Source organism: Sphingomonas sp. J315, from assembly GCF_024666595.1.
Classification (GTDB): Bacteria; Pseudomonadota; Alphaproteobacteria; order Sphingomonadales; family Sphingomonadaceae; genus Sphingomonas.
This window is the reverse complement of sequence record NZ_CP088296.1, coordinates 1,456,430-1,479,857: the sequence shown is the minus strand read 5'-3', so window position 1 is coordinate 1,479,857 and position 23,428 is coordinate 1,456,430. Positions and strand designations below refer to the sequence as shown.

The 23,428-nt window shown below is 65.7% G+C and carries 23 protein-coding genes and 2 pseudogenes; 12 read left to right on the top strand and 13 right to left on the bottom strand.

Features of this window, described 5'->3' with window-relative positions:
• Positions 1–9 precede the first annotated feature (9 nt).
• Entirely contained in the window at positions 10–903 is an 894-nt protein-coding gene (locus LRS08_RS07585; RefSeq protein ID WP_260481520.1) for an SDR family NAD(P)-dependent oxidoreductase, read from the top strand.
• Positions 904–961: 58 nt separating this feature from the next.
• Here the strand turns inward: LRS08_RS07585 and hemA are convergent, their stop codons facing one another.
• Positions 962–2,203 (bottom strand): 5-aminolevulinate synthase, encoded by a 1,242-nt coding sequence (hemA, locus tag LRS08_RS07580; protein ID WP_257844243.1) that lies wholly within the window; start codon positions 2,201–2,203, stop codon positions 962–964.
• 219 nt (positions 2,204–2,422) lie between these two features.
• On the opposite strand from hemA, the gene LRS08_RS07575 reads away from it, so the two are divergent.
• A complete protein-coding gene (locus LRS08_RS07575; RefSeq protein ID WP_257844244.1) occupies positions 2,423–2,590 on the top strand; it encodes a hypothetical protein in 168 nt (55 codons plus the stop codon).
• Between the two features lie 3 nt (positions 2,591–2,593).
• Here LRS08_RS07575 and LRS08_RS07570 read toward each other — a convergent pair whose 3' ends face one another.
• Together LRS08_RS07570 and murI are read right to left on the bottom strand one after the other, a co-directional pair.
• Positions 2,594–4,264 carry a hypothetical protein gene (locus LRS08_RS07570; protein WP_257844245.1) on the bottom strand — a complete coding sequence of 557 codons (1,671 nt, stop codon included), beginning with the start codon at positions 4,262–4,264 and terminating at the stop codon, positions 2,594–2,596.
• Positions 4,261–5,052: a glutamate racemase gene (murI, locus tag LRS08_RS07565; RefSeq protein WP_257844246.1), complete on the bottom strand. Its 792-nt coding sequence runs from the start codon at positions 5,050–5,052 to the stop codon at positions 4,261–4,263. Before murI ends, LRS08_RS07570 begins: the two co-directional genes overlap by 4 nt.
• Before the next feature lie 75 nt (positions 5,053–5,127).
• On the opposite strand from murI, the gene plsY reads away from it, so the two are divergent.
• From plsY to LRS08_RS07550, 3 genes are read left to right on the top strand one after another with little or no spacing between them, the layout of a single operon-like run.
• Positions 5,128–5,733 carry a glycerol-3-phosphate 1-O-acyltransferase PlsY gene (plsY, locus tag LRS08_RS07560; RefSeq protein ID WP_257844247.1) on the top strand — a complete coding sequence of 202 codons (606 nt, stop codon included), beginning with the start codon at positions 5,128–5,130 and terminating at the stop codon, positions 5,731–5,733.
• Positions 5,726–6,811, top strand: a complete 1,086-nt coding sequence (dprA, locus tag LRS08_RS07555) for a DNA-processing protein DprA (RefSeq protein WP_257844248.1) — start codon at positions 5,726–5,728, stop codon at positions 6,809–6,811. The genes plsY and dprA overlap by 8 nt, the downstream gene beginning before the upstream one ends.
• Positions 6,808–7,491 carry a hypothetical protein gene (locus tag LRS08_RS07550; protein ID WP_260481519.1) on the top strand — a complete coding sequence of 228 codons (684 nt, stop codon included), beginning with the start codon at positions 6,808–6,810 and terminating at the stop codon, positions 7,489–7,491. The genes dprA and LRS08_RS07550 overlap by 4 nt, the downstream gene beginning before the upstream one ends.
• Positions 7,492–7,513: 22 nt before the next feature.
• On the opposite strand, the gene LRS08_RS07545 is transcribed toward LRS08_RS07550, so the two are convergent.
• On the bottom strand, positions 7,514–7,960 hold the full coding sequence (locus LRS08_RS07545) for a hemerythrin domain-containing protein (RefSeq protein WP_257844250.1): 447 nt from the start codon (positions 7,958–7,960) through the stop codon (positions 7,514–7,516).
• Between the two features lie 119 nt (positions 7,961–8,079).
• Here LRS08_RS07545 and topA point away from each other — a divergent pair, with 119 nt between their 5' ends.
• Positions 8,080–10,623 carry a type I DNA topoisomerase gene (gene topA / locus LRS08_RS07540; protein ID WP_257844251.1) on the top strand — a complete coding sequence of 848 codons (2,544 nt, stop codon included), beginning with the start codon at positions 8,080–8,082 and terminating at the stop codon, positions 10,621–10,623.
• Between the two features lie 103 nt (positions 10,624–10,726).
• Here the strand turns inward: topA and LRS08_RS07535 are convergent, their stop codons facing one another.
• Together LRS08_RS07535 and panC are read right to left on the bottom strand one after the other, a co-directional pair.
• Positions 10,727–11,023 (bottom strand): hypothetical protein, encoded by a 297-nt coding sequence (locus LRS08_RS07535; protein WP_257845472.1) that lies wholly within the window; start codon positions 11,021–11,023, stop codon positions 10,727–10,729.
• An 85-nt stretch (positions 11,024–11,108) separates the two neighbouring features.
• Positions 11,109–11,951: a pantoate--beta-alanine ligase gene (panC, locus tag LRS08_RS07530; protein ID WP_257844252.1), complete on the bottom strand. Its 843-nt coding sequence runs from the start codon at positions 11,949–11,951 to the stop codon at positions 11,109–11,111.
• A 77-nt stretch (positions 11,952–12,028) separates the two neighbouring features.
• Between panC and LRS08_RS07525 the strand changes: the two genes are divergently transcribed.
• From LRS08_RS07525 to LRS08_RS07510, 4 genes are all read left to right on the top strand, one after another.
• Positions 12,029–12,829 carry a division plane positioning ATPase MipZ gene (locus LRS08_RS07525; protein WP_257844253.1) on the top strand — a complete coding sequence of 267 codons (801 nt, stop codon included), beginning with the start codon at positions 12,029–12,031 and terminating at the stop codon, positions 12,827–12,829.
• Positions 12,826–13,122, top strand: coding sequence for a J domain-containing protein (locus tag LRS08_RS07520; protein WP_374580635.1), 297 nt, complete (start codon positions 12,826–12,828; stop codon positions 13,120–13,122). Before LRS08_RS07525 ends, LRS08_RS07520 begins: the two co-directional genes overlap by 4 nt.
• Positions 13,123–13,206: 84 nt before the next feature.
• Positions 13,207–14,589, top strand: coding sequence for a phosphoglucomutase/phosphomannomutase PgmG (gene pgmG, locus LRS08_RS07515; protein ID WP_257844254.1), 1,383 nt, complete (start codon positions 13,207–13,209; stop codon positions 14,587–14,589).
• A complete protein-coding gene (locus LRS08_RS07510) occupies positions 14,586–14,963 on the top strand; it encodes a DUF1801 domain-containing protein (protein WP_260481518.1) in 378 nt (125 codons plus the stop codon). The genes pgmG and LRS08_RS07510 overlap by 4 nt, the downstream gene beginning before the upstream one ends.
• Before the next feature lie 4 nt (positions 14,964–14,967).
• On the opposite strand, the gene LRS08_RS07505 is transcribed toward LRS08_RS07510, so the two are convergent.
• Complete coding sequence (locus LRS08_RS07505; RefSeq protein WP_257844256.1) at positions 14,968–17,058, bottom strand: TonB-dependent receptor; 2,091 nt, start codon at positions 17,056–17,058, stop codon at positions 14,968–14,970.
• A 126-nt stretch (positions 17,059–17,184) separates the two neighbouring features.
• Entirely contained in the window at positions 17,185–18,357 is a 1,173-nt protein-coding gene (locus LRS08_RS07500) for a tetratricopeptide repeat protein (RefSeq protein ID WP_257844257.1), read from the bottom strand.
• Between the two features lie 132 nt (positions 18,358–18,489).
• Here LRS08_RS07500 and LRS08_RS07495 point away from each other — a divergent pair.
• Positions 18,490–19,229: pseudogene (locus tag LRS08_RS07495) on the top strand (exonuclease domain-containing protein).
• Between the two features lie 47 nt (positions 19,230–19,276).
• Here the strand turns inward: LRS08_RS07495 and LRS08_RS07490 are convergent.
• The 5 genes and pseudogenes from LRS08_RS07490 to LRS08_RS07470 form a co-directional block, all read right to left on the bottom strand.
• Positions 19,277–20,194 carry a TraB/GumN family protein gene (locus tag LRS08_RS07490; protein ID WP_257844259.1) on the bottom strand — a complete coding sequence of 306 codons (918 nt, stop codon included), beginning with the start codon at positions 20,192–20,194 and terminating at the stop codon, positions 19,277–19,279.
• 32 nt (positions 20,195–20,226) lie between these two features.
• Complete coding sequence (locus tag LRS08_RS07485) at positions 20,227–20,649, bottom strand: hypothetical protein (RefSeq protein WP_257844260.1); 423 nt, start codon at positions 20,647–20,649, stop codon at positions 20,227–20,229.
• Positions 20,639–20,848 (bottom strand): helix-turn-helix transcriptional regulator, encoded by a 210-nt coding sequence (locus LRS08_RS07480; RefSeq protein ID WP_257844261.1) that lies wholly within the window; start codon positions 20,846–20,848, stop codon positions 20,639–20,641. Before LRS08_RS07480 ends, LRS08_RS07485 begins: the two co-directional genes overlap by 11 nt.
• Before the next feature lie 65 nt (positions 20,849–20,913).
• On the bottom strand, positions 20,914–22,065 hold the full coding sequence (locus tag LRS08_RS07475; protein ID WP_260481517.1) for a sodium:solute symporter family transporter: 1,152 nt from the start codon (positions 22,063–22,065) through the stop codon (positions 20,914–20,916).
• 67 nt (positions 22,066–22,132) lie between these two features.
• Positions 22,133–22,435, bottom strand: a pseudogene (locus LRS08_RS07470) (sodium:solute symporter family transporter); the annotation flags it as partial.
• A gap of 114 nt (positions 22,436–22,549) precedes the next feature.
• Here LRS08_RS07470 and LRS08_RS07465 point away from each other — a divergent pair.
• On the top strand, positions 22,550–23,425 hold the full coding sequence (locus tag LRS08_RS07465) for a Ku protein (RefSeq protein ID WP_260481516.1): 876 nt from the start codon (positions 22,550–22,552) through the stop codon (positions 23,423–23,425).
• The last annotated feature ends 3 nt before the right edge of the window (positions 23,426–23,428 follow it).

Here is a 23,428-nt window from a genome sequence, read left to right as displayed (position 1 = left end):
GATGGTTCAATGTCGCTCGAAGGCCGGATTGCGATCGTTACCGGAGCCGGTGGCGGGCTGGGGCGCGCGCATGCGCTCTACCTCGCGGGCAAGGGCGCGCGGGTGGTCGTCAACGACCTCAGCGAACACGCGGCGCAGCGCGTCGCCGCCGAGATCGGGGCGCAGGGCGGCAAGGCGCTGGCGTTGGCCGGTTCGGTCACCGACGAATGGGCGGTGTCGCACATCGTCGCATCGACCATTGATGCCTGGGGGCGGATCGACATTCTGGTCAACAATGCCGGAATCCTGCGCGACAAGAGCTTCGCCAAGATGACGATGGACGATTTCCGGCTGGTGGTGGACGTGCATCTGATGGGCGCGGCGATTGCGAGCAAGGCGGTGTGGGAGATCATGCGCGGACAGGGCTATGGCCGCATCGTGATGACCACCTCGTCCTCAGGGCTCTACGGCAATTTCGGCCAGGCCAATTACGGCGCTGCGAAGATGGCGCTGGTCGGGCTGATGCAGACGCTGGCGATCGAGGGCGAGAAATACGGCATCCGCGTCAACTGCCTCGCGCCGACTGCGGCGACGGGCATGACTGAAGGCGTGCTGTCGGATGCGAGCCTTGCCGCCCTTGACCCGGCGCTGGTCAGCCCCGGCCTGCTCGCTCTGGTAGGTGAGGACGCGCCGACCCGCGCGATCCTGTGCGCTGGCGCGGGGCATTTCGCGACTGCCAATGTGACGCTGACCGATGGCATCCAGATCGGCGGCGGCGCGGATGCGGGGGAGCAGCTCGCCGCGCGCTGGGCCGAAGCGAGCGATCGTGCGGGCGAGATCGTTCCGGCCTATGGCTTCACGCAGGCCGAACGCGAGCTGGAAGCTGCGGGAGTCAATGTTGCGGCGGTCGCTGTCGCGCGCTGATTCTTAACGTTATCCCTTCCCGGTGCCGGGGCGCGGCACCGGGAGGAAACGCCACGCATCAGGCTGCCGCACGCAGTTCCAGCCGTTCCCAGATCTCGACCAGAGCCCCGGTCAGTTCCGCCATCATGGCTTCGTCATGCGCCGGTCCGGGGGTGAAGCGCAGCCGTTCCGTACCGCGCGGAACGGTCGGATAGTTGATCGGCTGAACATAGACGCCGTATTCGGCGAGCAGGATGTCGCTGATCTTCTTGGCGCGAACCGGATCGCCCACCATCAGCGGGACGATATGCGTGACGCTGTCCATCACCGGAAGGCCGGCATCGGCGAACATCGTCTTCAGTTTCGCCGCCGCTGCCTGCTGCCCGTCGCGCTCCTCGCTCGATTGCTTGAGGTGGCGCACCGATGCCAGCGCACCGGCGACCAGCACCGGCGAGAGGGAGGTGGTGAAGATGAAACCGGGCGCATAGCTGCGGATCACATCCACAATGGTGCGATCTGCAGCGATATAGCCGCCCATCACCCCGAATGCCTTGCCCAAAGTCCCCTCGATGATCGTCAGCCGCGATGCCGCGTCGTCGCGCTCCGAAATCCCGCCGCCGCGCGCGCCATACATGCCGACCGCGTGCACTTCGTCGAGATAGGTCAGCGCGTTATATTTGTCGGCCAGGTCGCAGATCGCGTGGAGCGGGGCGACGTCGCCGTCCATCGAATAGACGCTCTCGAACGCGATCAGCTTCGGCACCGATGGATCGTCGGCGGCGAGCAACTCCTCGAGATGGTCGAGGTCATTGTGCCGCCACACCCGCTTCTCGCACCCCGAATTGCGAATGCCCGCGATCATCGAGGCATGGTTGAGCTCGTCCGAATAGATGATGCAGCCGGGCAGCACCTTGGCCAGCGTCGACAGCGTCGCCTCGTTCGAGACGTAGCCGCTGGTGAACAGCAACGCCGCTTCCTTGCCGTGAAGGTCGGCCAGCTCGGCCTCGAGATGGACGTGATAATGGGTATTGCCGCCGATGTTGCGCGTGCCGCCGGAACCCGCACCCACGTCGTGCAGCGCCTCTTCCATCGCTGCGATCACCTTGGGGTGCTGGCCCATGGCGAGATAGTCGTTCGAGCACCACACGGTGATCGGCTTTGGCCCGTTATGCCCGGCAAAGCAGCGCGCATTGGGGAACATCCCCTTGTTGCGCAGAATGTCGATGAAGACGCGATAGCGTCCTTCGGCATGAAGCCGGTCGATCGCCTGGTTGAATACGCGCGAATAATCTACCGCGCGCGGGGGTGCCTCGCTGGTCATTCTGACCCGTTAGCGATTTTTCGAGCGCTGCGCCACTAGGGCAATGCCCTAACTTTTGATCATCGTGATCGACTCTTCGTTACGCCGGCGCTTGCCCCAGATCAGGACTCGACGGGCGAAATCTGCTATAGGTCCGGGCACTGTGGAACGGGACTCCGGGCATTTCCGCAGCTGAGAGACCATCGCGCTCCCGCTGAACGCAGAATTGGGAGATCAAGGATGTCGCAGACGGACGTCGATTACTACACACAGCGCGAGCGTGCCGAGCGCGAACGCGCCGAACGCGCCGACGATGCGGGCGCGCGCCATGCGCACCTGGCAATGGCGGAGGTCTATGCGCAGCGGGTCAAGACGATGGCGGCGACCCCCGCGATTCCGCTCCGCTGACGATCAGCTGACGCGCCGCCACGGTTGCGGCTGGCGCATGTCGAGCCGACACACGCCGGTCAGCCTGTGCGCGGCGATATAGCCCGCCACCCGCATGTCATAGTCGCTGGCCAGCGGATCGGCGAACACCCAGTCCTTCGGCTGAAAGGTCGAATATCCGCCCAGCGTCGGCACCTGCCATAGCTGGGCGAGCAGCATCGAATCGTCGTTATGCGGGTGTTTCGCGTGCATCGCCGCGCTGCGGTACAGCGGCTCGCCCACGCGCGTCTGCACCGCGTAGAAGGCGCGGCAGCCCGACGGTGGCGGCGGCACCCGGGTCAGCGGCTCCCAATAGGCGTTTCGACTGAGCTGGGCGGCGGAAAAGCCATTGAGCTGTTCGGCCAGCAACACGCCGACAAGCGCGAGCGCGACGAGGCGCTTCGCATCGAGCAACGCGATCAGTCGATCGCGCCAGACTGCGGCAACGAGCAGCAGTACCGGCAGCACCAGAAAGACCTGGTAGCGCAGCACGACCCGCATCCCCTTCGCGCCGGGGACGAGGTGGAACACCGCACCCCAGGGCGATACGACCCACAGCTGGAGCGTGAGCGCCCAGCTGACGACGACCGCCAGGGTAAAGGCGAACAGCACGGGATCGGCGGGGATGCGTCGCCGCAACACGCGCCACGCCGCCACCGCGACCAGCACGAACAGCAGAAGCGGGAAGCCCGATTCATGCTCACCGCCGAACACACGGCGTGCAACATCGGGATCGGGCGCGAACAGGCCGAGCAGCGCCCGCAACGCGCGCTGGATCCAGCCCCACAGGAGATTGTCGGGGCCGGTATTGATCAGGTCGATAGGCGTGACGAGATAGCCCAGCATCTTCCAATAGCCATGCCCGCCCGTCTCCCCCGCCTTGGCGAGATAGACCGACAGAAAGGGCAGCACGGCAACGGCGAAGACGACCCCGCAGATGGCGAGTGTGCCGATATGGGCGCGGGCCAGCGACAGCGCGGCGACGGGACGCCAGTTGCCTGTCGAAACCAGCCAGCACGCGACGAACACGCAGCCGAACCAGATGGTGAACCACGCCATGTAGAAGCCGGTGATCAGCCATGCGGCGAGCAGCAGTGCGAGCAGGACGCCGGAAATCCGTGCCCTGGTGCGCCGCCCCGCCACCTCCGCGCGCACGGCATCGATCGCCAGGATGATCGCCACGGGCAACAGCGCGATGCTCTGCAACTGGGCATGCACTGCCTGGAGCGCCATTGCATTGTTGATCGTGAACAGCGCCGCGACCAGCAGCGCGACCGGCGCCTGCCAGCCGAGGGTCCGGCGGACGAGCCACCAGCTTGCGACAAAGCCGATCGTCTTGAATGTCGCGGCGTTGAGCGTGTCGGCAAGGAACGGGTCGAACCAGATCCGCCAGAAGGAATAGACGAGGCCGAACAGGAAATAGCCGTCATTATAGCCCAGCGTGCCGGGATGCGGGTGGAAATAGATCGGCTGGTTCCACGCCGATGCCCCCATCAGCACGTTGCGCCAATGTTCGAGCAGGCTGATCTCGATGATCCCGTCGGCGCGATCGCCAAAGCCCAGGTCGAACCCGCTCAACACCGGATCGCGGAATGCGATCAGCATCGCCGCAAGCCAGGCGAGCGCGACCCAGGCAAGCTCGCGGCGCAGAATCACAGCGTCTCGATCCGATCCAGGCCGTAGGTGGCGACCGCTGGCATCAGCGCGGGGTCGGGCGTCGCGGTGAACACCGCGATGCCGGGGGTGGGGCTGGTCGGCCATTCCTGTCCCTGCGTCAGGTGGGCGATGCGCCGTGCGATTCCCGGCCCGCCATCGACGAAATGCAGCGGATGCGGTGCAACCGCTGCAAGTTCGGCCTCGACCAACGGGAAATGGGTGCAGGCGTTGACGATCACATCGATGCGATCTCCGCCCGGCTGGTCGATCAGCCCGGCCAGCACCGCGCGAAACCGCGACGGATCGCTCGTCCCGCCCCGCAATTTCGCTTCGGCCAGCTCGACCAGTTCGGCGCTCCCGTGGCGCAGCACGGTGCAATCGGCGGCGAAGCGTGCGGTCAGATCGTCGACATAGGGCTGGCGCACCGTTGCCTGGGTCCCGAGCACGCCGATCACCCGCGTCCGCGAAAGTTCGGCGGCGGGCTTGATCGCGGGGACGGTGCCGACGATCGGCACGTCGAGTGCGGCGCGGACATGGGTCAGCGCGATGGTCGATGCGGTGTTGCATGCGATCACGATCAGGCGCGGCTTGTAGCGTTCCGCCAGCCGCCCCAGCAGCGCCGGGACGCGCGCGGCGATCTCCCCTTCGCTGCGCGTCCCATAAGGAAAACCGGCGACGTCGGCGACATAGACCAGAGGCGCATGCGGCAGCAGAACGCGCGCCGGTGCCAGTACCGACAGCCCGCCCACGCCCGAATCGAAAAAGAGAAGGGGCCGGGTGTCGGCCATGCACATGCGTCCGCTGATCGAGATTGTTGCGTGCGCTTACCGAAGCACCTAGCCTTTGTCCAAGCAAGGGGACTCATGCAGACGCAACTCGCCAATTTCGCGCCGGTGCTCGCCATCGCGCTCGGCTATCTTCTCGGCTCGATCCCGTTCGGGGTCATCCTGACCCGGATCGCCGGGGCCGGTGACCTGCGCCAGATCGGATCGGGCAATATCGGCGCGACCAACGTCCTGCGCACGGGACGCAAGGGGCTGGCGGCGGCGACGTTGCTGCTCGACATGCTCAAGGGTGCGGCGGCGGTGTGGATCGTCGAGGCACTTTGGCCGGGCCTTGGCGTGCTCGCCGCGGCCGGGGCGTTTGTCGGCCATTGCTATCCGGTCTGGCTGAAGTTCAAGGGGGGCAAGGGCGTCGCGACGCTGATGGGCATCGTCCTCGCGCTCCATTGGCCTTGCGGCCTGGTCTTTGCGACGGTGTGGCTCGGGCTGCTCGCGCTGCTCCGCATTTCATCGGTCGCCGGGATGGTTGCGGCGATGAGCGCACCGGTCAGCGCTGCGCTGATGGACCGTTTCGATCTCACCATGCTGCTCGTCGCGCTCGCGGCAATCGTGCTGTGGAAGCATCGCGAGAATATCGAGCGGCTGCTCGCCGGGACCGAACCGCGCATCGGGCGCAAGCATGGCTGATGAGGCCGCGCGCCTCGCCCGACTTCGCCTTATCCGGTCGCCGCGCATCGGGCCGGTCACCTATCGCCAGCTGATTGCGCGCTTCGGCGATGCGCAGGCCGCGCTCGACGCGCTGCCCGGACTGGCGTCGTGCGGTGGCGGCGCGGCCCCGACGCTCGCCGATCCCACGCTCGCCCGGCGTGAGCTGGCAACGGTGGAACGGCTTGGTGCACGTTATCTGTTCCTCGACGATCCCGATTATCCGGCCTTGCTTGCGGAGCTGGAAAACGCCCCGCCCGCACTGATCGTGCGCGGCGATACCGGCCTGTTGTTCCGGCCCTGTGTCGCGATGGTCGGCGCGCGCAACGCTTCGGCCGCTGCCTGTCGCTTCGCGCGCCAGCTGGCTCAGGGATTGGGGGAGGCGGGTGTGACCGTGGTTTCGGGTCTCGCGCGCGGGATCGACACTGCGGCACATGTCGGATCGCTCGCCAGCGGAACCGCGGGCGTGATCGCCAGTGGGATCGACATCGCCTTTCCGCCCGAAAATGCCGAGTTGCAGGAACGGGTCGCGCATCAGGGCCTGTTGATCGCCGAACAGCCGCCGGGGGCCGAACCGCTCGCCCGCCACTTCCCCTCCCGCAACCGCATCATCGCGGGGCTGGCGCATGGCACGGTGGTGGTCGAGGCCGCGCCGCGCTCCGGATCGCTGATCACCGCGCGCATCGCGGCTGAGGCGGGGCGGGAGGTGATGGCGGTCCCCGGTTCGCCGCTCGATCCGCGCGCACAGGGCTGCAACCTGCTGATCCGCGAGGGCGCAACGTTGGTGCAGGGCGTCGATGACATCCTTGAAATGATCCGCCCGATCGATCCGCGCGCGGTCCGCGCGCCGGTTTCCGGCTTCGGCACGGAGCCCCCGGTGGAGCCCGATGCCGCCGGGCGTGACCGGGTAGAGGGGTTGCTCGGCCCGGTCCCGGTGCCCGTCGACGAGCTGATCCGTCAGTCGGGCCTGCCCGGCGCGGCGGTGCAGCTGGTGCTGCTCGAACTCGAACTCGCCGGACGGCTGGAGCGGCATGCCGGCGGGCGGGTCAGTTTGCGGTGAGTATCGATGATTCGAATCGGCTGGAGATTGCGGAAGTTCTCGGCGAAGCCTCGGCGCTGATCGGGGCGCACGCACTGGCCTTCATCGTCGCGACCGCAATCTATGTGGTGTTCGGGATCTGGATCGAGGATCACGACGAATCATGGAGTGCGCAAGCCACGATGCTGATCGCGCCCGTACTTCTGCAGGGCTTGTTGCAATATCTCCTGTTCCGCCAGGCCTTTGGCGATGTGGGCGGTGGGTGGGTCGGCGGCGTGGTTGCGCCGTTTACCGTGATCGGGCTGCAGTTCGGGATCTGGTTGATTTGCGGATTGGGCTATTTCCTGTTGCTGCTGCCGGGTCTCTATCTGGCGGCCCGGACTTCGGCAGCGATCGGGATGGCAGCGGTTGAGCGCACCGGTCCGATCGACAGCATCGTCGGAAGCTGGCATCGCACGCGCCGGTCGGCGTGGCCGCTCGTGGTCGTGCATGCGATCCTGCTGTTCCCGATCGTTGCGCTGCTCGTCGGGATGTTCGGCACCATCATTCTAGACCAGGGCATCGAATATGAATCGATCGAGTTCAGGGTGGTCGCGAACCTCGTCTTCGGCGTCGTGACGATGGCGGGATGGGCAGTGGCGGGCGCAGTTTACCGCCTGACGGCACCGCCGCGCGGGGGACACGAAGACATTTTCGCCTGAATATCGTGCAGGGCGAAGCGGGTTATCGCGCCATCATCCGCGCGCTCGCCTCACGCAGGGTGATCGTGCCGCACGCGAGCGCGAGCGGGTAGAGGATCTCGTTCTCGATCCGCACCCGCGCGGCCAGTGCCGAGAGCATCCGCTTGCTCGCCTCGACGAACAATTCACGATCGCCTTCGATCTCCTCGGCGGTCCAGTCGCTGACATAGGCGCGCCACTGGGCGGCGAGCTTCTCGAAATCGCCCATCGCGATCTCCGCCGCCTCGCGCTGGGCAAGGTCACCGGCGGACAGGAGATGCGGATAAACGTCGAGATCCTCGGTCGCGAGATGCGCGGCGAGTTCGGTGTCGAGTGCGACGATCGCCGCATGCAGCTCCGCACCCGACGCGTTCGCCGCGTCGCGCATCAGCGCGTTCGCCATCGCAGTAATCCGCGCATGTTCGTCAATCAGCCGTTCGATAGAGACCATCTGCCCACCCTCTTCCGACTCTTATAGACGATCGGAGTTAAGAGGGGGTGGCGTTCTGCTTGACGCCCGCTATTCAGCCTCCCCATCCTCGCGCGTACACGTAAGGACCACCCGATCTCATGCAGCTCGTCATCGTCGAATCGCCTGCCAAGGCGAAAACCATCGAGAAATATCTGGGCAAGGACTATCGCGTCCTCGCCTCCTACGGCCATATCCGCGACCTCCCCGCAAAGGACGGTTCGGTGCAGCCCGATGACGGCTTTGCGATGGATTGGGAGACCTATCCCGACAAGGCCAAGCAGCTCAAGGCGATCACCGACGAGGCAAAAAAAGCCGATCGCCTGATCCTCGCCACCGACCCCGATCGCGAAGGGGAGGCGATCAGCTGGCATGTTCAGGAAGTGCTGGCGAAGAAGAAGGCGCTCCCCAAGGAGGTCGAGCGCGTCACTTTCAATGCGATCACCAAGGCGGCGGTGACCCAGGCGATGGCTGCGCCGCGCCAGCTCGATACCGACCTGATCGACGCCTATCGCGCACGCCGTGCGCTCGACTATCTGGTCGGCTTCACTTTGTCCCCGGTGCTCTGGCGCAAGCTGCCCGGCGCCAAATCGGCGGGCCGCGTGCAATCGGTCGCACTGCGTCTGATCGTCGAGCGCGAGCGTGAGATCGAGCTGTTCAAGGCGCAGGAATACTGGTCGGTCACCGCGCATCTCGAACATGACGGGACTGCGTTCGACGCGCGGCTCGTCCGCTTCGAGGGCAAGAAGCTCGACCGACTGTCGATCGGCACCGAAGGCGTGGCGATGCGCGCCAAGGCTGCGGTCGAACAGGGTCGCTTCACCGTCGCCAGCGTCGAGACCAAACCGGCGATGCGCAACCCGCCGCCGCCCTTCACTACCTCGACACTCCAGCAGGAAGCGGCGCGCAAGCTCGGCTTCTCCGCCAGCCACACGATGCGAATCGCGCAGGCGCTCTACGAGGATGGCGCGATCACCTATATGCGCACCGACGGCGTGCAGATGGACGGCAGCGCGATCGACGAGGCGCGCAAGGCGATCGTGAACCGCTACCAGGCAAGCTACATCCCCGACAAGCCGCGCCAGTACCAGTCCAAGGCCAAGAATGCGCAGGAAGCGCATGAAGCGATCCGGCCCACCGATTTCAGCAAGGACAAGGCCGGGTCGGGCGATCACGCGCGCCTCTATGACCTGATCTGGAAGCGCGCGCTGGCGAGCCAGATGTCGAGCGCCCGGATGGAGCGCACCACGGTCGAGCTTGAGGAGCCGACCGGACAGGACGCGCTGCGGGCGACCGGACAGGTGGTGATCTTTCCCGGCTATCTCGCTTTGTACGAGGAAGGCCGCGATGACGAGGGCGACGAGGATTCGCGCCGTCTCCCGGTGATCCGCAACGGCGACACGCCCGCCAAGAAGGGGGTCGACGCCGAACAGCATTTCACCCAGCCGCCGCCGCGCTTCTCCGAAGCGTCGTTGGTCAAGCGGCTCGAGGAACTCGGCATCGGCCGCCCCTCGACCTATGCCTCGATCATCCAGGTGCTCAAGGACCGCGCCTATGTCCGGGTCGAGAAGAACCGTTTCTTCGCCGAGGAGACCGGGCGGCTGCTGACCGCGTTCCTCGAGCGCTTCTTCGAGAAATACGTCAATTACGACTTCACTGCGGGACTCGAGGAAGAGCTGGACGACGTGTCCGGCGGTCGCGCGGGCTGGCAGGCGGTGCTCGAAGCCTTCTGGAAGGATTTCCGCCCGCGTACCGACGAGGTGATGGAACAGAAGCCGAGTGAGGTGACCGCCGAGCTCGACAAGTTCCTCGAGCCCTATCTTTTCCCGGACAAGGGCGACGGGACCGATCCGCGCCTCTGCCCGTCCTGCGGGGTCGGCAAGCTGGCGCTGCGCGGCGGCAAGTTCGGCGCGTTCGTTGCCTGCTCAAACTATCCCGACTGCAAATTCACCCGCCGCTTCGGCCAACCGGGCGGCGCGGACGGTGGCGACAGCGGGCCGGAAGTGATCGGCACCGACCCCGGCACGGGTGAGGAAATCAGCCGCCGCTCGGGCCGGTTCGGTCCCTATTTCCAGCGCGGCGAGGGCAAGGAGGCGGCGCGCGCGTCGATCCCCAAGGATATCCCCGAGCTGGACCTCGACTGGGCGGTCAAATTGCTCAACCTGCCGCGCACGATCGGCGACCATCCCGAAAGCGGCAAGCCGATCACCGCATCGATTGGCCGCTATGGCCCCTATCTGGCGCATGACGGCAAATACGCGCGACTGGCTTCGACCGCAGAGGTGTTCGAAACCGGCATGAACGCCGCGGTCGTCAAGCTAGCCGAAGCGGCAGCGGGCGGCGGGCGGCCACAGCGCGGGTCGCGCGAGCCATTGAAGGTGCTGGGTGCGCACCCGGTGTCGGGCGCGGAGATCAAGCTGATGGAGGGGCGCTATGGCGCCTACCTCACCGACGGGACCACCAATGCGACGCTGCCCAAGACGGTCGATCAGGCCGCGCTGACGCTCGACGAAGCCGTCCAGCTCATCGACGCCAAGGCTGCAGCCGGCCCCGTCAAGAAGAAGGGCGGGCGCAAGGCTCCGGCAAAGAAGGCATCGGCCAAGAAAGCCGCGCCGAAGAAGAAGGCGGCGGTGAAGAAGGAATAGCTTATCGTCGCCCCGGCTTGAGCCGGGGTCAAGCTGCCTTGTCAAAGGCAGAAGAAGCGGGGTCCCGGGTCAAGCCCGGGATGACGCCGTTCTGGGAGGGGCGTTACGCCGCCCGAAGGCTCGTCATCTGCAACCAGGCGCGGGCCTGTTTCTGCGCTTCGATGATTTCGCGCGCGGTCATTTCTTCCGCGACTTCGGCGCGCATGTATGGCGCCTGGGCGCTGCCCTTGAGGGCGGCGATGTTGAACCATTTGTGCGCTTCGATCAGGTCCATGTCGATGCCGGACGCGCCGCTCGAATAGACCATCCCGAGTTCGTAGGCCGCGTCGGCGCTACCGCGCGCCGCATCCGCCAGCCGGCTGTCGATCAGGAACTGTGCGCTCTTAATGCTGTTGCCCATGACTTTGCCCCACTTTTCATCGCTCTCATCATGGAGGCGAGAGTGCGGCATTCATGGTAAGCAAAAGGTTAACAGCGTTTACCGTTCATTCCGGCGTCGCCACCGAAACATTATCGATCAAGCGCGTGCCCGAAATCCGCGCGGCGGCGAGCAGGCGGCGGGGCTGGCCGGGGAGAGGTGCTGCGAGGCTGTCGGCATCGACCAGCTCGACATAATCGACTTCGAATCCAGCGGCTTCCAGCGATGCGCGTGCAGTGGCGAGTACGGCAGCAGCATCGTCCCCCTTTTCGATCGCACGCGCCGCCACGCCGAGCGCGCGGGGCAGAGCGACCGCGGCGGCACGATCCTCGGGCGCGAGATAGGCGTTGCGCGACGACAGCGCGAGGCCGTCATCGTCGCGCTGGGTGGGCACGCCGCGCACCTCGATATCGAAATCGAGGTCGGCGACCATGCGGCGGATCACCGCGAGCTGCTGGAAATCCTTCTCCCCGAACAGCGCGATATCGGGCTTCACCTGGTTGAACAGCTTGGCGACCACGGTGGCGACCCCGTCGAAATGACCCGGCCGCGCCGCGCCGTCGAGCGGCTCGCTGACCCCGGAGACCGAGATATTGGTCGAATGGCCCTCCGGGTACATCACCTCGACCGGCGGCATCCACAACAGGTCGACCCCGGCTTCGGACAGCATCCGCGAATCCGCCATCTCCTTGCGCGGATAGCGGGCAAGATCCTCGTTCGGGCCGAACTGCTTGGGGTTGACGAAGATCGACACCACCACGCGCTGTCCCGCCAGCTTCGCCTCGGCCACCAGCGCCATATGCCCGGCATGCAGCGCGCCCATCGTCGGAACGAAGGTGATCCGCTCCCCATTGGCGCGAAATCCCGAAACGGCATCGCGGAGGTCGGAGAGCTGACGGATGGTTTGCACGCGCACAATGCCTTGGATATGGAACGAAGGGCGGCCTTCTATGGGGGGCGGGCCGGGTGTTCAATCAGGGAAGTTGAGTGACCGACGCATCGAACTCGCTGCACGTGATCGTCTTCGCCAACGAAAAGGGCGGGACCGGCAAATCCACGACCGCTGTCCACACCGCGATCGCGCTCGCGATGAAGGGCGCGCGGGTGTCGTGTTTCGACCTCGACCATCGCCAGCGGACGATGGGCCGCTATCTCGACAATCGGCTTCAGACGATGGAACGCGCCGGACGACCGCTGCCGATGCCGCGGTACGAGACGCATGATGGCGAGAATATCGCGCGCTTCTCCGAATCGCTGGAGCGGCTGGGGCAGGATACCGACTTCCTGATCATCGACACGCCGGGGCGCGACGACAAGTTCGGGCGGATCGCGATCACCAATGCCGACACGCTGGTGACGCCGATGAACGACAGCTTCGTCGATTTCGACCTGATCGGGCAGGTCGATCCCGATACCTTCCGGGTCACCCGGCCGAGCTTCTATTCGGAGCTGATCTGGGATTCGCGCAAGCGCCGCGCCAAGGCCGACGGCCAGACGATCGACTGGGTCGTCCTGCGCAACCGGATGCAGCATATCGAGGCGCGCAACATGAAGCGCGTGTCGGAGGCGATCGACCAGCTCGCCAAGCGCGTCGGCTTCCGCGTCATCCCCGGCCTGTCGGAGCGCGTGATCTATCGCGAGCTGTTCCCCAAGGGGCTGACAATGCTCGACAGCCGCGAGTTCGGCGAAATGGGCCTCGCCCATGTCGCCGCGCGGCAGGAGCTGCGCGAGATGATGGCGGGCCTCGCCTTGCCCGAACTTGAGTCGGCGATGCCGCTCTTCGCATGATCGCGAAGTTTCTGATCGCCCTGCTGGTGTGCTGGCTCGGCTTTCGACTGTGGCATGGTTGGGGGCGCCCGATGCCCGGAACCCCAAAGCCGCCACCTGCGCCGCAGCCGCGCGATCCGGCGGAGGCGGAAGCCCTTTCAATCCTCGGCATCGCGCCGGGTGCGCAGCCGGACGAGATCCGCGCCGCGCACCGCCGTCTGATCGCCAATGTCCATCCGGATCGCGGCGGCTCGCCCGAGCTGACACGTCAAGTCAACGCTGCGCGCGACACGCTGTTGAAACCAAAAAACTGAAACGCATTGCTGTCAGCCGCGTTTGACGGTTGAACTTTGCGTAACGCGCGCGAAATGAAGCGCGTCGATTTCCCTGGAGGCCCAATGACCCATCGTTTCGATCCGACCTCGCTGCGCGAGTACGACATCCGCGGAATCGTGGGCAAGACGCTGGGGCCGGACGATGCGCGCGCGATCGGGCGCGGCTTCGCCACCCTGCTGCGCCGCGCGGGCGGACATCGGGTGGCGGTCAGCCGCGACGGGCGCGTCTCCTCGCCGGTGCTGGAGGCGGCGCTGATCGAGGGGCTGACTGCGTCGGGCTGCGACGTGGTGCGGATCGGGCTCGGCGCAACGCCGATGCTCTATTATGCCGAAGCGGTACTAGAAGTGGATGGTGGCATCCAGATAACCGGAAGCCATAATCCCGGCGATTATAATGGCTTCAAGATGGTGTTTCAGCACCGTCCGTTCTTTGGGGCCGACATCCAGACACTGGGCAAGATGGCCGCGGAGGGCGATTGGGAAGAGGGCGAGGGCACCGTCGCCGACGCCGATATCCTCGACGATTATGTCGGTCGCCTGCTCGCGGGATATTCGGGCGGCACCTTCCGCATCGGCTGGGACTGCGGCAATGGCGCGTCGGGTCCGGTGATCGAGAAGCTGGTCCAGCTGCTTCCGGGTGAGCATCACACGCTGTTCACCGATGTGGACGGCAATTTCCCCAACCATCATCCCGATCCCACCGAAGAGAAGAATCTGGCGCACCTCAAGGCACTGGTCGCGGAGAAGAACCTCGATTTCGGACTGGCCTTCGACGGCGACGGCGACCGGATCGGCGCGATCGACGGGCAGGGCCGCGTGATCTGGGGCGATCAGCTTCTGTCCATTCTGGCCGAACCTGTGCTGCGCAAGGATCCCGGCGCGACGATCATCGCGGACGTGAAGGCCAGCCAGGCACTGTACGACCGCATCGCCGAGCTGGGCGGCCAGCCGCTGATGTGGAAGACCGGCCACAGCCTGATCAAGACCAAGATGAAGGAAACCGGCGCACCGCTCGCGGGCGAGATGAGCGGCCATATCTTCTTCGCGCAGGATTATTACGGGTTCGACGATGCACATTATGCCGCGGTCCAGCTGATCAACGCGGTGCACCTGATCGGCCAGTCGATGAGCGACATCCGCAGCGCGATGCCCGCAATCGTCAACACCCCCGAAATGCGCTTCCAAGTCGATGAAAGCCGCAAGTTCGCGGTGATCGACGAGGTGCTGGCGCGGCTCAAGGACTCGGGCGCGGACGTCAACGACACCGATGGTGCGCGGGTCAATACCCCCGATGGCTGGTGGCTGCTGCGCGCGTCGAACACCCAGGACGTGCTGGTCGCCCGCGCCGAGGCGAAGGACGAGGCAGCGCTGGAACGCCTCCTGGCCATGATCGACGCCCAGCTCGCTGCCAGCGGGCTCGAGCGCGGGCCGCAGGCGGGGCATTGAACGCTGCCGTCGTAACATGGCTTGACGCGCTCGGTCCGGGGGATCGGGCAATGGTCGATGCCCTGCGCGCGATCGTCATCGACGCTGCCCCGGAGTTGGTCGAAGAAATCAAGTGGAACGCGCCCAGCTTTCGCGACGGCGCGGATCACAAGGTCACGCTGGGGATCGAGCGCAAGGGCGGGGTCCGCATTGTCCTGCATCGCGGTGTTGCATCCAGGGATGTTGCAGGCTTCAGCTTCGCCGATCCCGATGGTCTCGCCAGCTGGCCGGCAGCGGATCGCGGGGTGGTGACGTTGCGCGATCCCCCGACGATCGAGACGAAGCGCGCCGCGCTTGGCGCATTGATCGCGCGCTGGGTCGCCGCAACCCGATGAGCCGTTATCCCAGGCTATGCTTCACCGTCAGCGACGGCACGATGTGCTTGTTGCGGCTGCGATATTCGACCGCTGTGGGCGTGAGGGCGGAGCGATCCGGGGTGTAGAAAGTCCGTTCGCGCGTCCCCGGGGTTCCGGTCGCATTGTCGAGCGCAAAGGTGACCGTCGTCGCCTTTGACGGCCGCCATTCGGCGAAGGCGGTGACATAGGGCGGGACCATCCGGTTCGCATCGACCTCGTTCCGGCGATAGAAGCTGGAGCCGCTGTTGGCGAAGACCGAAAAGCCCCAGGCGAAGCTGCCCAGATCCTGCCGAAAGCTGGTTTCGTGGACGAAGCCGGTATAACCTGAAAAGGGCCGATCGCGGCCGGTATAGGGATCCTGCACCGAAGTCGCGACCATCGAATTATAGATGCTGAGCCGCCCGCCCTTGATGCCCAATTTGGCAAGCGGCGCGTCGATTCGGCTGCGCGCGATATAGACATGGCCGGTGCCCAGATTGCCCGGCGCATCGAATCCTTCGGGGGTCGGTACGCGATCCTGAACCTTCTCGACCCGCTGATAGCCGAGATCGACCTTGATCAGCCCGTCGCCCAGGAACTTGCGCTCGACCGTCAGCTGAGTCTCCCATCCGCGCTGGGGGAGGAGGTTGGCGTTGCCGCCATTGACGCGGTCGTTGCTCAACTCTGCGCTCGAGATGAAATCCTCGAACTGCAGCTGCGCGACGAAGCGTTGGGCCAGCCAGTTGACGTGCCAGTTGCCCGATCGCCAGTCGAGCACCAGCTTGGGCTTGAGAAAGCTCAGCGCGCGCTCCGACGTCGCATCGCCCGACACGGTGATGCGGGACGTTTCGAAGGTCGCACCCAGGTCGAGCCGCAGCCCCTTGCCGATCCCGCGTCCGGCGTTGAGGAACAGTTCGCCGCGCCGCTCCAGCACGACCGCGTCGTCGACCGGCAGGTCGATCCGCGTCCGTGCCCCGCCCGCGCCGAGCAGGAACAGGTCGACCTTGCTCTCCAGCCGGTTGATCACCCCCTCTGCGCCCGTCTCGACCGACCAGCCGCCAAGGTCGGGGCGGGTCCAGACGAGCCGCGCGAGCGTCTCCTCCAGCGTGTCGTCAAGCTCCTGCTCATAGCCGCCGGTGACGGTACCGGTGATGCGATTGAGCGACAGCTCGCGATTGTCACGGTAGCGGCGCGTGGCGAGGCCGATCAGCTTGATCCCGCCCCCGGCAAAGGGGCGCGTGACGTCGCCGCCTAGCTCATAGATATCGCGGTCGAAACGCTGGCTCAGCCGGTCGTCGCGCACTGGCCCGGTCGCCGGGGTTACGTCATTGTCCTGATCCAGCTTGAACCGGTCCAGGAAGATGCGGCCGTTGAGGTTGGCGGTGCGATATGCACCGTCGTTGAACGACCAGGATGCCGACAGCGCGCCATTGGGAGCGTTGATCCGGTTTTCCTTGACCCGATATTCGAGCAGCGCACCGTTCGGCACCGCAGTGATCCGGTCGTAGCCGTGCTCGGTGGTGAAGTCGTTGTCGAGGGCCAGCGCGACGTTGAACGTCGATCGCCCGCTGCGGATCAGCGTAGAGATGCTGCCCTCTGGCGCGACCTTGCCGGTATAGTCGCGCAGCACCGACGCCGTCACCGTGCCCGACATGCCGCCGCGGTTGCCGAGCACCAGGTTCAGCACCTGTGCCTTGCCCGCATATTCCGCGCCGAACCCGTCGCCCGGCCCGAGCTCGACGCGCAGCACCTGGCTGGCCGGAATGCGGGAAAGGATGGTGGTCAGCGGGTCGCTCTTCGAACTGGGGCGCTGGCCGTTGATGACCACGTTGCCGGCCGCCGAACCGAAGCCGCGCACTTCGGCATCGGTTTCCTGAATCGCAAAGCCGGGCACGCGATTGGCGATGTCGAGCGCGGTGGAGGGGGCGAAGGGCGCGAAATACGCCGCCTCGAACACCTGACGCCCCGCCGCCGCTGCCGTCGCGCCGCCGGTGTCTTCGCGCTCCGCTCCGTCATCGACAGCAGCGGCGACCTGCGCATAGGCCGGTGCCGAAGCGATCAGGGCGATCGCCGATACGGCGTGCAACAGGGTCATGTCTTTCTCCAGGCTCACTCGACTACATTCGTAGTCAAATGGGTGATCTATGCCAGCAAGACACGAGAGGCAAGGGGCTGAAATCGCGTTTCGACCAACTATCGACGCGGTTTGACGAGCGGCGTTCTAGCGGGAAGCAGGGTGGGCCAGATCCCAAGCCGCACGGACCTGCGCAGTATAGATCGGAGCGCTGCGCTCCACCGCCGCCTGCGCGTCGCGGGAGAAGCCTGTATGGGACTGAAGCCTGAGGCGCGCATCGGCTGCGGCGACGAGCAGCAGCGAGCGGACCTCTTTCGGCTCCCGCCCTGTCGCCTGAAGATGCCGCGCGAGGCCAAGGATCACCCGCGCGCGATCCGGATCCAGCGCCGGACGTCTGATCAGCACGGCGAACGCCTTGCGATACCAGGTCTCGGCCTCATCCATCCGGCCCTGTTTCGCGATGATACCGGCGACATAAGTCCGCCCCCGCGCCACGCCGGGATCATCCTCGCCAACCAGCAGCGCAGAGGCTTCGAGCCCCTTGCGAAATATCGCTTCGCCCTCCGCGAGCCGACCTTGGCTGGCGATATTGTAGCCCAGATTGGTGTAGGTCACGGCCAGTTCGAGACGGCCTCTGTTGTCGACAGGGTGGGCGCGTGCGGCGAGCAAAGGCGCATATGTGGCCTCGGCCTCGGCGAAGCGACCTTGGTCCTCCAGAAAATAGGCGATGTCCTGCCGAGCCTGCAGGATGTCCCGATCTCCGACTGGCAGCACCCGGGCGCGCAGGGCGAGCGTCGTGCGCATCATCGCTTCCGCCTCGCGATGCCGTTCCTGATAATTCAGATTCCAGGCAAGCGCCTGATAGACATCCGCGACCTCAACGTGCTGCGCCTTCTCCGCCTCAAGCAGCGCGAGCGCCAGCCGGTACAGTGGTTCACCCTCCATGAAGCAGGCCTGCTGCTCCATCCCGCTGGCGAGGTGCAGATAGGTGCGGACCAGCTGCGCCGTGCGCGTCATCGGGCGGCGGTCGGTATGGAACAGCGGGGCATAGCGTTCCGCCACCCAAAGGTCGCCGGGATCGCGCGACGCGACCAGCAGCTGTCCCCAGCTCGTCGCGCATTGCAGCGTGGGTTTGGCCGGGTCGCACGCGGCCAGCTCCGCGCGGCGCGCGGCGATGTAGCGGGCACGGGCGGCATCGCCCCCGGCGAGTTCGATGCAGCGCGGGGCTCGTGCGGTCGCCGGCGAGAGCGAAACGCCCGCCAGCGCCGGGCTGGCCAGCGTCAGCGTCAGGAACAGCAACAGGCGGCGCAGCAGGTGCATGGGGCGATCCTATCGCGCCGCGCGCCGCGCACCAGCGACGATCTCTGACAGGGCGGGACAGTCCGCACCGGTCGGGGCTGGCAAATCGCGGCGGCGCAGGCCACATGGGGGCATGGCTCCCCCGCCCCCCAGATCATCCGCGTCATCGACCTCGAAACCACCGGCAACGCCCCGCCCCAGCATGGCGTGTGCGAGATCGGGTGGCAGGATGTCGTGCTGGGCAAGGACGGCCGTTGGGCGCTGGAGGGGAGGGCGGCGCGCGCCTCGTCAATCCCGGCCGCCCGATCCCGCCGCTGACCATGGCGATCCACCATATCCGCGATGAGGATGTCGCCGACGCATCATGGTGGCACGATGTCGCGCGCCCGGTGCTCGATCCCTGGCCGCGCCGCGTCGCGCTGGCGGCGCATCGCGCGAGCTTCGAGGAGCAGTTCTGCACCCCGTCGCTGACACGCGGGGCAGACTGGATCTGCACGTATAAATGCGCGCTGCGGCTGTGGCGCGACAGTCCGGGCTTCTCGAACCAGTTCCTGCGCTATTACCGCATGCCCGAGGGGCTGGAGCATGAGCGCGGCCTGCCCGCGCACCGCGCCTTTCCCGACGCCTATGTGACCGCGCACCATCTGCGCGACATGTTGAACGAAGCGAGCGTCGCGCAGCTGATCGAATGGTCGAAGCTGCCCGGTCTGCTCCCGCGCGTCCGTTACGGCCCGGATCGCGGGAAGGAATGGAGCGAGATCGACGACGAATCGCTCGACGCCTTCCTGCAGGATCGCGACGAGGACATTCGCTACACTGCACAGGTCGAACTAGACCGCCGCCGCGGCCGGGGTCCGGAGTTCAAGCCGGTCTGCCAGCCGGATTTGTTTTAGGGCGTCCTGCATTTGGCTCCCCTCCTTTCAGGGAGGGGAGCCAAGGCTCAATACTCGATTCGCTGGGTCTTGATCTGGCGCTTCTCCAGCATGACCTGAACGCTGTCCGGCCCGGAAAGGTGGCCCGCACCGACCGCCATGAACACGACTCCCGGCTTGTCGAGCCGCGTGTCGATCCACTCGGCCCAGCGCGCGTTGCGGTCGGCGAGCAGCATCTTGCTGAGCTCGGGCGAGCTGCGCAGCGCCTCGTTCATGATCGCGGCCAGACCCTCGGCATCGCCTTCCGACCATTCCGCGACCATCTTGGCGAATTCCGGCCCGACCTGCCCGAGCTGCTCGAGCGTTTCGCTGAGGAACTGAATCTGCGCGGCTTCCGAGAGGCTGTTGAAAAAGCCGAACTGCATCTCGATGCTCTCAAGCCCCGAAACCGGCTTGTTCGCCGCCTTGGCCGCTTCGCTGAGCGCGGTTTCCGCGCCCGATGCGGGATTATAGCCCGCCTTCATCAGCGCGACGAGGCTGAGCTGGCTGGCGGCGAACCAGGGCTGGAACCGCTCGACCGCCTGCGCGGGCAATCCGGCATCGGCGACGGCCTTGGCAAAGGCGGCGCGCTTGTCGGCGGGCAGGCGTTCAGTAAGGGTCGGACCGGCCGTGCTGACGGCATATTTGAGGATCAGCGGCTGGACGCTGGCGGGATCCGGCATCTCGCCGATCTCGGTCACCATCTCGCTGCTCTCGTCGAACGCCTTCTTCACCGCCTCGTCAAACCAGCTGAGGCCCGCTGGCAGGACGTGGATCGTGCCGAACAGATAAATCGTCGTGTCCTCGTCCTTGACGACCCAGAGTGCGGGGTCGGAATCCTTGAGCTGCGCCACCGGGGCAGGGGCGGGCGCCTGTTGCGCCAGCGCGGCGGGGGTGACGAACAGCAGCGCAAGGGCAGTGCCGGTGCGCGATAGCATCTTGATCATAATTTACTCCGATACCAATGATTTGGGGTCAATCAGGGACGTAATTTCTTGTAGCCATAGGCAAGCAGCATCGCGATCATCGTCGCGACGAACACGCCCTCATGCTGGGGCTCGGGCACCAGTCCACCGCGCCACCACAGATACCAGCAGGCATAGCCGGCGATGTAGAGGTTTAGCGCGACCGCCGAGGCCCATTGATTGTCGCGCCGGTCGAGCTCGTCGGTGGCGAGGTGATAGCGCCACCCGCCATAGCCGAGCGCGACCAGCAGCACGGCGGAGGCGACGATTGCCCAAGCGGCCGGAATGCCCTCAAGAAAGCCGCCGCCCTCGACCTCGAAAAAGGCCGAGAGGAAGCCGATCACGCCGCCCGCCGCCATCAATCCGCCGATGATGAAGCTCAGCCGCCGGCTGCGTGCCCTTGCTGCGGCGATGCCGGGGCGGGGATCATTCGCCATGGTCGTGCTCCGTGTCATCGAAAATCTCCTCGATCCTCAAATCGAACAGCCGCGCAATGCGAAAGGCAAGCGGGAGCGAGGGGTCGTATTTCCCCGTCTCGATCGCATTCACCGCCTGGCGCGACACGCCGAGATGCCCGCCCAGCTCGGACTGGCTCCAGTCGCGTTCGGCGCGCAGCACTTTCAGGCGGTTCCGCATGCGTCACTTTTCCCTGACAATATGTCAGTCACGGGTGACTATATGTCAGGTATCCATGACACGAGTCAAGCGGATTTCTTGCCCTGCGGAATCGCCGCGACGATCGCTGCAGCCGCCGTGCCGATGCACAGCAGATAGGGGAAGGCGAGACCTTGTGGCCCCAGGGCGAAGGGCTGGAGCAGGAATACGGTCACGAAACCGGTGAGCAATGCCGCGATCACCGACGCTGTATTGCCGCGCGTGCTGAACAGCGCGACGCCATAGACGCCAAGCAGCCCGGCATAGGCGAACACCATCACCGACAGCACGAACTCCAGCAGCGGCATGTCGCTGTGCTTCTGCCAGTAATAGCTCAGCACTGCGGTCGCGAACATCGCCACCGCGACCGCCGCCATGCCCCAGCGCCCGGCATGGACATAGTGGCGATCCGCCGCGCCGCCATGCGCCTCGCGCCAAGGTCGGTAGAAATCGCTCACCAGCACCGACGACATCGAATTGAGGGCGGATGTGACGGTCGACACCGCCGCCGCGATCACCCCGATCGTCACCAGCCCGCGCAGGCCGGGCGGCAATTGCGTCAGAATATAGTGGACGAACACCGTGATCTTCTCGCCGGCGAACTGGGCCGACACCGTGTTGGTCGCGCCCATCAGGTCGGGACGATTGTAGAAGATGTGGAGCAACAGCCCGATCGTCACGAAGATCGCGATTACGGGCACGCTGGCCAGGGCCGACAAGATCAGGCTGCGTGCGCCGGTCCTGGCGTCCGGACTGGCAAGCAGACGCTGGGTGGTGTCCTGGTCGAGTCCCGAGCTGGCGGTATTGAGCAGGAACAGCCCGGTGACCGCCGCCAGCACGGTGAACGGCTTGGCAAGATCGGTCGAGAAATCGAACAGCCGCAACTTGTTCGTGCCGTCGGGCGCATTGCGCAGCGCATCGATCAGCGCCGCATTGTCGAGCGGGATCGCGGCGCGCAGGAAGATCAGTACCGCGACCGCTGCACCGGCATAGACGATGAACTGGACGAAATCGTTCCAGATCACCGATTTGAGGCCGCCGCGCAGCGTGAAGGCAAGGCTGGCGAGCATCACCGCCGCCGCCGACAGGATGATCGACCCGGCGTCGATCGCGTTGAACCCGACCATCGCGATCGCGATCGCCGCCAGATAGACGCGCGCGCCCCCCGGACAGGATCCGCCCCGCCAGATACATGCCACCCGCCCAGCGCATCGCGCGTGGGCTGTAGCGCGTCTCGAGCAGCTCATAGACCGTCGCGACGCGCAGCGCGTAAAAGCGCGGGATCAGGACATGCGCGACGAAGAAGGCGGCGAGGATCGCGCCCAGCACCGCGCCGAGGTAACTGTAATCACTGCGATACCCGTAATCCGGGGCACCCAGAAAGGTCGCCGCAGACTGGTTGGTCGCGAGCACCGAAACCGCCGCGAGCCAGGCTGGAACGCTGTTCCCTGCCAGGAAATAGTCCCCCGCATTGCGCGTCTCGACCCGGTTGAAATGCCAGGACAGCCCGGCCAGCACGGCGAGGTAAAGCGCGACCACCAGCCAGTCGAGCGCGGCGAAATGCAGCATCATCGCAAATGTGTAGCAGAGGTGTTGCCGAGGTCACGCGGCAAGTTGTCGCCGGACTTCGGAACGACTCCCGCCCTCACGCTTTGAATCGGCCTCGCAACGAGGGAGGTTTGAATGGCAGCGCGCGCCTATTGGCAGGGTCAGATCCGACTGGCGCTGGTCTCGATCCCCGTGGAAATCTACAGCGCAACCAAATCCGGCGCACAGGTCGCCTTTCATCAGGTCCACGAACCTTCGGGCAAGCGGGTCAAGTACGAGAAGGTCGTGCCCGGCATCGGCCCGATCGACACCGACGAGATCATGAAGGGCTTCGAATATGAAAAGGGCCATTATGTCCTGCTCGACCAGGACGAGATCGACGCGGTCAAGCTGGAGTCGAAGAAGACGCTGGAACTGACCCAGTTCGTCGACGCGCACGAGATCGACGTCCTCTATTATGAAAAGCCCTATTTCGTCGTCCCTGCCGACGACCTTGCCGAAGAGGCGTTCGTCGTCCTGCGCGAGGCGTTGAAGCGCACGCGCAAGGTCGGCCTCGGCCAGCTCGCGATGCGCGGTCGTGAATATGTGGTGAGCCTCAAGCCGTGCGGGCGCGGCATGGTGCTCGAAACGCTCCGCTACGCCGATGAGGTCAACAAGGCACAGGGTTATTTCCGCGACATTCCCGATATCGAGCCTGACGCGGAACTGCTCGGCCTCGCCGAGTCGCTGATCGAGAAAAAGGCCGCGAAGTTCGACCCCGCGACCTTCCACGACCGCTATGTCGATGCGCTCAAGGGGCTGATCGACCGCAAGAAGAAGCAGAAGGGCAACCGCAAGATCATCGAGGACAAGGACTCGGGCGGCGACCCGCGTGGCGGCAATGTCGTCGACCTGATGGCCGCGCTCAAGAAGAGCCTCGAAAAACCCGGCGCGGCTAAGAAGGCATCTGCGGCGAAGACCCCCGCAAAAAAGGCTCCGGCCAAAAAGGCCCCGGCGCGCAAGCGGGCGTGACGC